The following is an 8,904-nucleotide window of genomic DNA, read 5'->3' on the forward strand; positions in this document are numbered from 1 at the left end:
GACCCCCTCGATCGAACGCCTGTCCCTTGGCGTCCGCAACAATCTCGGTCGGGAAGCGCCTTTGCGGCAGCGTCCCAATGAAGCGCCGCGGCCGGTCGCGACAACGGCGGTACTCGGCGCCAATCTCGTCGGCGACACGAAACCCGTCATGGCGATGCCGGCGGACGAGCGGGGCGATTCATCCGATCTCGGCGGCGCGCCGCTCGATATACGCCTGACATTCGAAAGCTTCATCGTCGGCCGCTCGAACGCCCTGGCGCATGCGGCGGCCGATCGGGTCGCTCGCCATCAAAGCGGACCCGCCATCTACAATCCGCTCTTCCTTCATGCGGGCGTCGGCCTCGGCAAGACTCACCTTCTGCATGCCATCGGTCACGAGGCCCGCAATCAGGGCCGGCGGGTCATCTATCTCACCGCCGATCGCTTCATGTACGGCTTCGTCGCGTCGCTGAAGGCGCAGACGTCGCTGGCGTTCAAGGAGCGCCTTCGGGGCATCGACCTTCTCATCATCGACGATGTGCAGTTCATTCAAGGCAAACAGATTCAGCAGGAATTCGGCCACACGTTGAATTCCCTGATCGATGCCGGCCGACAGATCGTCGTTGCGGCGGATCGTCCGCCAACGGATCTCGAGAGTCTCGACGAGCGCGTGCGATCGCGGCTGGCCGGTGGGCTCGTCGTCGAAGTCGGCGGATTGGACGAGGCGTTGCGGGCGTCCATTCTCTCCAACCGGATCGACACGCTCAGATTGCTGCACCCGACCTTCGAGATCGGACAGAACGTCATCTCATATGTGGCGCGCACGATCACCGCCAACGGCCGCGATCTCGAAGGAGCGGTGAACCGCCTGCTTGCGCACGCGACCCTCACCGGTTCGGCGATCACGCTCGAAACGGCCGAGACCGCGATCCGCGATCTCGTTCGCAACCGTGAGCCGAAACGAGTCAAGATCGAAGACATTCAGAAACTCGTCGCCTCGCGCTACAACGTCTCCCGATCGGACATTCTCTCCGAACGGCGCACGGCAGCGGTGGTGCGTCCGCGCCAGATCGCCATGTATCTGTCGAAGGTGCTGACCTTGCGTTCGCTGCCGGAAATCGGGCGCCGTTTCGGCGGTCGGGATCACACCACCGTGCTTCATGCGGTCCGCAAGATCGAAAAGGCGCTGGGCGAAGACATCGCCCTCAACGACGAGGTCGAGCTCCTGAAGCGCATGCTGCAGGAATAGTCCGCCGCGGGGCCAGGGCGGGCGCGCCCGAAACCGGGCGCGCAGTTGTTGAAGGGAGCGAGGCTTGGCCTTGCATTTAAGCGAAACCTTCGCCAATCTTGCCGCCCGCTCGCACGACCCGGTCCTCGGGTCCGAGCCAAGAATTCCAACGACAATGGGTGTCGGGTGATGAGAGTAACCGTTGAGCGCGCCGCTCTGTTGAGGGCGCTCGGGCATGTCCACCGCGTGGTCGAACGCCGCAACACCATTCCGATTCTATCGAACGTGCTTTTGCGGGCCGAAGACGGCGCCTTGCGCCTAAAGGCGACCGACCTCGACATCGAGGTGACGGAAACGATCCCGGCCGAAATCACCGATGCGGGATCGACAACCATTCCGGCCCACGTGATCTACGACATCGTCCGCAAGCTGCCGGAAGGGGCGCAAGTCTCCCTCGAGACGACAGGCGATCTCGGTCAGATGCAGCTGCGTTCGGGACGTTCGCGTTTCATGCTGCAAGCGTTGCCCGAGAGCGATTTTCCCGATCTCGCCGCCGGCGATCTTCCGCATCGCTTCAACGTCTCCTCGCCCGACCTGAAGCGGTTGATCGAAAAGACGCAATTCGCCATCTCCACGGAAGAGACGCGTTATTATCTGAACGGCATTTTCCTTCACACGGCTGACGCCGCCGGCGTGCCGGTGCTGCGTGCGGTCGCGACCGACGGACACCGTCTCGCTCGCGTCGAGTTGCCGGCGCCGACCGGCGCCGATGGCATGCCCGGAATCATCATTCCCCGCAAAGCCGTCGCCGAGATCGTCAAGCTGATCGAGGACGGCAGTGAATCCGTTCTCGTCGAATTGTCGTCCGCCAAGATCCGCCTGACCTTCGACGGCGTCGTGCTGACGTCGAAACTCATCGACGGCACGTTCCCGGATTACCAGCGCGTCATTCCGGTCGGCAACGACAAGCTCCTGACCGTCGAGCGCGCCGATTTCGCGAAGGCGGTCGATCGTGTCTCGACGATCTCGTCCGAGCGCGGGCGGGCGGTCAAACTCGCGCTTGCCGAAGGGCGGCTGACACTGTCCGTCAACAATCCGGATTCCGGCAGCGCGACGGAGGAAATCGAGGTCGATTACGAGTTCGGCGCGATCGATATCGGCTTCAACGCCCGCTATCTTCTCGACATCACCGCCCAGCTCGACGGTGACACGGCTTTGTTCAAGTTCGCCGATCCGGGCTCCCCGACCGTGATCCAGGATCGCGAAGGCGCGCCGGCGCTCTACGTCCTGATGCCGATGCGTGTGTAGGAGCGTCGTTCGACGCTCTCTCACGGTGTCGTTCCGGGCCGAGGTCGCAGAGCCGTCATCAACGGCCTTGTGCGGTGACCTCGATTGGTGAGGCATGCGGTCTTCCGATCGCGGTGGCCGGGACAGGCCCGGCCATGACGTTTGGGAGTCGGCTCCATACGAGGAATAACCTCGTCATTCCGGAGCGACGCGGTGTCATTCCCGTCCGTGGCCTCTCGCTTACGCTCATTCCATATTGTCTCGCACCCGCGCATCGTGGCCATCGCCTCGCTCGCTGGAGATGACACGAGGGATTGCGCGCAAAAAGCGCGCGAGCCGGCTTGTATTCCGACAGGAAGCTTGATCCAAAGCGACGATGAAAGACGTCGCGCCCGCCTCCCGCATCTCCGGCCTGATGCTCCAGGATTTTCGCACCTATGCGAGCTTGGACCTGACGCTCACGCGGAAGCTGGTGGCGCTTGTCGGCGAGAACGGTGCCGGCAAGACCAACGTCCTCGAAGCCATATCGCTTTTCATGCCCGGGCGCGGTCTGCGGCGCGCCGATCTCAGTGACATGGCGCGCAAGGGCGGTCCCGGCTCCTTCGCCGTTTCGCTCGTCCTCGAAGCGCCGTTCGGGGAGCATCGCCTCGGCACCGGCATCGAGGCGCCTTCGGCAGAGACGCGTTCCTCTCGCCTGTGCCGTGTCGACGGCGCGGCCGTCGGTTCGCCGAGCGCGTTTGCCGAGTATCTCCGGGTGGTGTGGCTGACACCGGACCTCGACGCCTTGTTCCGTGGTCCGGCCGGTGATCGCCGTCGCTTTCTCGATCGCCTGGTCCTCGCGGTCGACGCGGAGCACGGCAGCCGGGTCAACGCTCTCGAACGGGCGCTCCGCTCGCGCAACCGGGTGCTGGAGGAGAACCCGGACGACCGCCTCTGGCTCGACGCTCTGGAACGGGAAGTCGCGGAGCTTGCCATCGCGGTCGCGGCGGCGCGGCGCGAAACCGTCGAACGGCTCGCCGCGCTGATCGCGGCGACAAAGGACGACGACTCGCCCTTTCCTTTTGCCGCCGTGAGCGTCGAGGGTGAGCTCGACAGCCTCGTCGCGACGTTGCCGGCGGTCGATGCCGAGGACCGCTACCGCGCCATTCTGCGCGACAACAGGACCCGTGACCGTGCCGCCGGCCGGACCCTCGTCGGCCCACAGGCGACCGATCTCGTCGTGCGCCACGGCCCAAAGGACATTCCCGCGGTCACCGCATCGACAGGCGAACAGAAGGCGTTGCTCATCGGCCTCGTCCTCGCTCATGCCCGACTTGTCGGCACGATGAGTGGAATCGCCCCTTTCATCCTTCTCGACGAGGTGGCGGCCCATCTCGATCCGCGCCGGCGCGCCGGCCTCTACGACGCTCTCGAGGCGCTCGGCGGTCAGGTTTGGATGACGGGCGCCGATCCGAGCCTTTTCGCCGAGTTGCACGGGCGCGCCGACCTCCTCCACGTTGTTCCGGGACGGATTGGGCCGTATAAGGACGTCTAGCGTCTACGGGCTGAGTTTTGGAGCCTTCGCCATGGATCTCACGGGCCTCCTGGTCTTCGCTGCGACCCTGTTCATCGCCGCCGCATCGCCGGGACCGGGCATCGCCGCCATCGTCGCGCGGGTGCTCGGACGCGGCACCAAGGGAGCGGTCGCCTTCACCGCCGGGATCGCCATTGGCGACGTGGTCTGGCTGACCTTCGCCATCGTCGGGTTGGCCGCGCTCGCCCAGGCCTTCCATGAAATCTTTCTGGTCATCAAATGGGCCGGCATCGCCTACCTCCTGTTCATCGCCTACAAACTCTGGACGGCGCCCGTGGTGGCGCGGGACATCGAGGCGGAATTCACCGCCGAAAACCCTGTCAGGTTGTTTCTCGGCGGCCTGGCGGTGACGATGGGCAACCCGAAGGTGATGGTGTTCTATCTCGCCCTCCTGCCGACGATTTTGGATCTGACCCGGATCACGATGCTCGGCTATGCGGAACTCGTCGTCACGGTGCTCGTGGTGCTCACCTTGGTGCTCGGCGCCTACGTGGTGCTGGCCGCCCGGGCCCGGCGGTTGTTCACTAGCGCGCGGGCGATCCGGACCCTCAACCGGACCACGGGTACGATCATGGCGGGCGCCGCAGCGGCTATCGCGGCCCGATAGAGCCCTCGCTCGCACTTTTCCAGACCTTTTCGCGGCAAATCCTCGCGCGCGTATACGCGCGGGGGTGAAATTTCGCCCAAAAGGGCCTAAATACTTGATCTGACGAATCAAACTGTCGAAGCGCTCCCCGCTTCCCCCAAGGATCCCAAATGGCCGAGCCTGCTCTCAACGTGAATGCCGATTCCTATGGCGCGGAATCGATCAAGGTCCTCAAGGGCCTCGATGCGGTGCGCAAGCGTCCCGGCATGTATATCGGCGATACGGACGACGGCTCGGGCCTTCATCACATGGTCTACGAGGTGGTGGACAACGCCATCGACGAAGCGCTCGCGGGGCATGCGACCGAGGTGACCGTCACGCTCAACGCGGACGGATCCGTCACCGTGACCGACAACGGGCGCGGCATCCCCACCGACATCCACCAGGGCGAGGGTATTTCCGCGGCCGAGGTCATCATGACCCAGCTGCATGCGGGCGGTAAGTTCGACCAGAACTCGTACAAGGTCTCCGGCGGCCTGCACGGCGTCGGCGTCTCGGTCGTCAATGCGCTGTCGAGCTGGCTGAAGCTGCGGATCTATCGCAACGACAAAGCCCACGAGATCGAATTCCGCCACGGCGTTGCGGTGGCCCMGCTCGCCGTCGTCGGCGACGCCGCCGGCAAGCGCGGCACCGAAGTGACGTTCCTCGCCTCCACCGAAACCTTCACCATGGTGGATTACGACTACGCCACCCTCGAGCATCGCCTGCGCGAGCTCGCGTTCCTGAATTCGGGCGTCCGCATCATCCTCAGCGACAATCGCCATGCGGAGCACAAGCGCGAAGAACTGATGTACGAAGGCGGCATCGAGGCGTTCGTGCGTTATCTCGATCGCGCCAAGTCTCCCTTGATCCAGCAGCCGATCGTGATCCGGTCGGACAGGGACGGCATCGGCGTCGAGGTCGCGCTGTGGTGGAACGACAGCTACCACGAGAACGTGCTCTGCTTCACCAACAACATCCCGCAGCGCGACGGCGGCGCCCACCTCGCGGGCTTCCGCGCCGCGCTGACGCGCCAGGTCAACGGCTACGCGGAATCCTCCGGCCTGACCAAGCGCGAGAAAGTCTCGCTCACCGGCGACGATTGCCGAGAAGGTCTCACGGCGATCGTCTCCGTGAAGGTGCCCGATCCAAAATTCTCGTCGCAGACGAAGGACAAGCTCGTTTCGTCGGAAGTGCGCCCCGCCGTCGAGAATGTCGTCAACGAAGCGCTCAACAACTGGCTCGAAGAACATCCAGCCGAAGCCAAGACGCTGGTCGGCAAGGTCGTCGAAGCGGCGGCGGCCCGTGAGGCGGCCCGCAAGGCGCGTGAGCTCACCCGCCGCAAGGGCGCACTCGATATCGCGTCGCTTCCCGGCAAGCTTGCCGATTGCCAGGAGCGCGATCCGTCGAAATGCGAATTGCTGCTCGTCGAGGGCGACTCGGCCGGCGGTTCCGCCAAGCAAGGACGCGATCGATCGTTCCAGGCGGTGCTGCCGCTGCGCGGAAAGATTCTCAACGTCGAGCGCGCGCGCTTCGACAAGATGCTGTCGAGCCAGGAAATCGGCACGCTGATCACGGCGCTCGGGACCGGCATCGGCCGCGAGGAATTCAATGTCGACAAGCTGCGCTACCACCGCATCATCATCATGACGGACGCGGACGTAGACGGCTCGCACATCCGAACCCTTCTGTTGACGTTCTTCTTCCGTCAGATGCCGGAGTTGATCGAGCGCGGACATCTCTACATCGCGCAGCCCCCGCTCTACAAAGCGACGCGCGGCAAGAGCGCGCTCTATCTCAAGGACGAGCGCGCGCTCGAGGACTTCCTCATCGACGCCGGCACCGACGGCGCCGTGCTTCGCCTGGAATCGGGTCTCGAATTCCAGGGCGATCAGCTGAAAGGCCTGATCGACGAATCGCGTCTCGTTCGTACGATTCTCTCGAATCTTCATTCGCGCTACGACCGCAAGGCCGTGGAGCAGGCGGCGATCGCCGGCGCCTTGCGTCCGGAAGTCGCCGACGATCCGGAGAAAGGGCCTGCCGCGGCGCATTACATCGCCCAGCGTCTCGATGCGATCTCGGAAGATATCGAGCGCGGTTGGACCGGTGAAGTGCGCGATGGTGGCTACGTCTTTTCGCGCACGTTGCGCGGCGTCAAACAGGTCTCGGTGCTCGATGCGGCTCTCATCGCCAGCCAGGAAGCGAAGAAGCTCGACGAGCGTTCTGCATCCTTGCAGGACGTCTACGCCAAGCCGGCGGCCTTGGTGCGCAAGGGCGACGAGCTGTCGATCGACGGTCCGCTCACGCTCTTCAGCGCCGTGCTCGCAGTCGGCCGGAAGGGCCTGACGTTGCAGCGCTACAAGGGTCTCGGCGAGATGACCGCGCAGCAACTCTGGGAGACGACGCTCGATCGCGACGTGCGCTCGCTGTTGCAGGTGCGTGTGAAGGACGTCGCCGACGCCGACGATCTTTTCGTGAAGCTGATGGGCGACGTGGTCGAGCCGCGCCGCGAGTTCATCCAAGACAACGCGCTGTCGGTCGCCAATCTCGACGTCTGATCCTTGCCACCGCCGGACGTGGCCAGTGACCGCACCGCAGGCAGCGCGCGGATGGCGATGGCCGGGACGCGCCCGGCCATGACTGCGCAACCAATGGACGGTGCCCGATCGTCCTACTCCGCCGCGCCGCGCAGAGGTGGCGAGCGGGGCTTGTCGTCGTATTCGTCGTGGCGGCGCATCCAATCCATGTTTTTCGTTTCGTTGCGGCCCTTAGGGGCGCGATCGAGAATCATATAGGTGCCGATGAGTTCTTCCGGTCCGCGCCCGTAGCTCGAATAGGTGTGAAACACAGCGCCGGAATCGTCCTTGTAGAACGCGCTCAGACCGGGCAGTTCGTCATTGGCGTTCTTCGCAGGAATTGTCTCGAAATTGTAGACGACGTCGCCCTTTTCCAGATCGTCGGCGGTGAACGACACGTGGTAGTCGAAATTGAAATCGCTGCCGGCGGACGAGACCCACGGAAAGCCCCAACCCATGCGACGTCGATAGGCCTCGATCTTGGAAAGCGGTGCCCGCGATACGGCGACCAACGTCACGTCGTGATGGTTGAGATGCGGCAGCGTTCCGTCTAGATGGTCGGACAGGAACGAACATCCGGGACAACCTGCCTGCCAATCCGGTCCGAGCATGAAATGGTAGACCACCAACTGGGACCGGCCGTCGAACAACGCGGCGAGGCTCTTTTGGCCAGTCGGTGTCTCGAACATGTAGTTCTTGTCGACTTTCACCCACGGCAGCGCCAGGCGCTCTGCGTTGATCTTGTCGCGCAAATGCGTCGCTTCCTTCTCGTGCGTGAGAAGAGCCTTTCGCGCGGAAAGCCATTCGTCCCGCGAAACAATGCGATTCTGCTCCATGACGTATCCTCCGGTTGAGAGCGATCGCCGCTGCGTGTCGAAAGGTCCGCAGAGATGAACGCGTGGCCCAGCACCTGAAACCGATTGGAACCCACGTCGGTCATCGGCTGGAAAAATCGAGGCTCGACTCAATATGTTGATATCAACATTACTAGTGCACGGTAACCAACGCATGTCAAAACCGGCCGTTCCGTTCGAGACGACGCCAATCTGCGCGTCGCGGCCACCGCATGCGGAGAGCGGGACAATAAATCCCGAAGCCATGTCGGATGGGCGCCAGCCCGCACGTCCTTGGAGCATCCGACATCAACCAGGAGACGCACGATGGAACAGACTGCCACGGCCCCTTCCAAGATGCCCGACCCCGCGCCAAAAGTTTTGGGCGGCGTCGCACCCTATCTCGGCGTCAGCAATGCTGGCGAAGCGGCGGATTTCTATCAGCGTGCCTTTGGYGCGCATGAGGTTTTCCGTCATCCCCCCGATGAGCAAGGCCGTTACATGCATATTCACCTGGTCATCAATGGCGGGTCGGTGATGCTGTGCGATCCGTTTCCGGAATACGGCCATCCTTTGAAGGAGCCGCAAAGCTTCACGCTTCATATTCAGGTGGATGACATCGACATGTGGTGGGGCCGCGCGACCGCGGCAGGTGCCGAAGTCGTGATGCCGCTCGATGTGCAGTTCTGGGGTGACCGCTACGGTCAGCTGCGCGATCCATTCGGCGTGACATGGTCGCTCGGCGCATCCATTCCGTAACACGCGCGGCGCGACGGCACGTTCACAGTGAGAGCGTCCACGTC

The 8,904-nt window shown here is 63.6% G+C and carries 7 protein-coding genes; 6 read left to right on the forward strand and 1 reads right to left on the reverse strand.

What is annotated here, in order from left to right:
• The 5 genes from dnaA to gyrB form a co-directional block, all read left to right on the forward strand.
• Nucleotides 1–1,228, forward strand: a 1,228-nt coding sequence (dnaA, locus tag AC1DT3_RS06505; RefSeq protein WP_477464436.1) for a chromosomal replication initiator protein DnaA, incomplete at its 5' end; no start/stop codon positions are given.
• Between the two features lie 168 nt (nt 1,229–1,396).
• Nucleotides 1,397–2,515: a DNA polymerase III subunit beta gene (dnaN, locus tag AC1DT3_RS06510; protein WP_477464437.1), complete on the forward strand. Its 1,119-nt coding sequence runs from the start codon at nt 1,397–1,399 to the stop codon at nt 2,513–2,515.
• A gap of 355 nt (nt 2,516–2,870) precedes the next feature.
• On the forward strand, nt 2,871–4,028 hold the full coding sequence (recF, locus tag AC1DT3_RS06515) for a DNA replication/repair protein RecF (protein WP_477464438.1): 1,158 nt from the start codon (nt 2,871–2,873) through the stop codon (nt 4,026–4,028).
• 31 nt (nt 4,029–4,059) lie between these two features.
• Nucleotides 4,060–4,674 carry a LysE family translocator gene (locus AC1DT3_RS06520; protein WP_477464439.1) on the forward strand — a complete coding sequence of 205 codons (615 nt, stop codon included), beginning with the start codon at nt 4,060–4,062 and terminating at the stop codon, nt 4,672–4,674.
• A gap of 149 nt (nt 4,675–4,823) precedes the next feature.
• Nucleotides 4,824–7,250 carry a DNA topoisomerase (ATP-hydrolyzing) subunit B gene (gyrB, locus tag AC1DT3_RS06525; protein WP_477464440.1) on the forward strand — a complete coding sequence of 809 codons (2,427 nt, stop codon included), beginning with the start codon at nt 4,824–4,826 and terminating at the stop codon, nt 7,248–7,250.
• Nucleotides 7,251–7,363: 113 nt separating this feature from the next.
• On the opposite strand, the gene AC1DT3_RS06530 is transcribed toward gyrB, so the two are convergent.
• The gene (locus tag AC1DT3_RS06530; protein WP_477464441.1) at nt 7,364–8,104 is read right to left on the reverse strand and encodes a DUF899 domain-containing protein; all 741 of its coding nucleotides are present in this window, start codon (nt 8,102–8,104) and stop codon (nt 7,364–7,366) included.
• 324 nt (nt 8,105–8,428) lie between these two features.
• On the opposite strand from AC1DT3_RS06530, the gene AC1DT3_RS06535 reads away from it, so the two are divergent.
• Nucleotides 8,429–8,860 (forward strand): VOC family protein, encoded by a 432-nt coding sequence (locus AC1DT3_RS06535; protein ID WP_477464442.1) that lies wholly within the window; start codon nt 8,429–8,431, stop codon nt 8,858–8,860.
• Nucleotides 8,861–8,904: the final 44 nt, after the last annotated feature.

Source organism: Microvirga sp. P4_G7 (genome assembly GCF_056401005.1).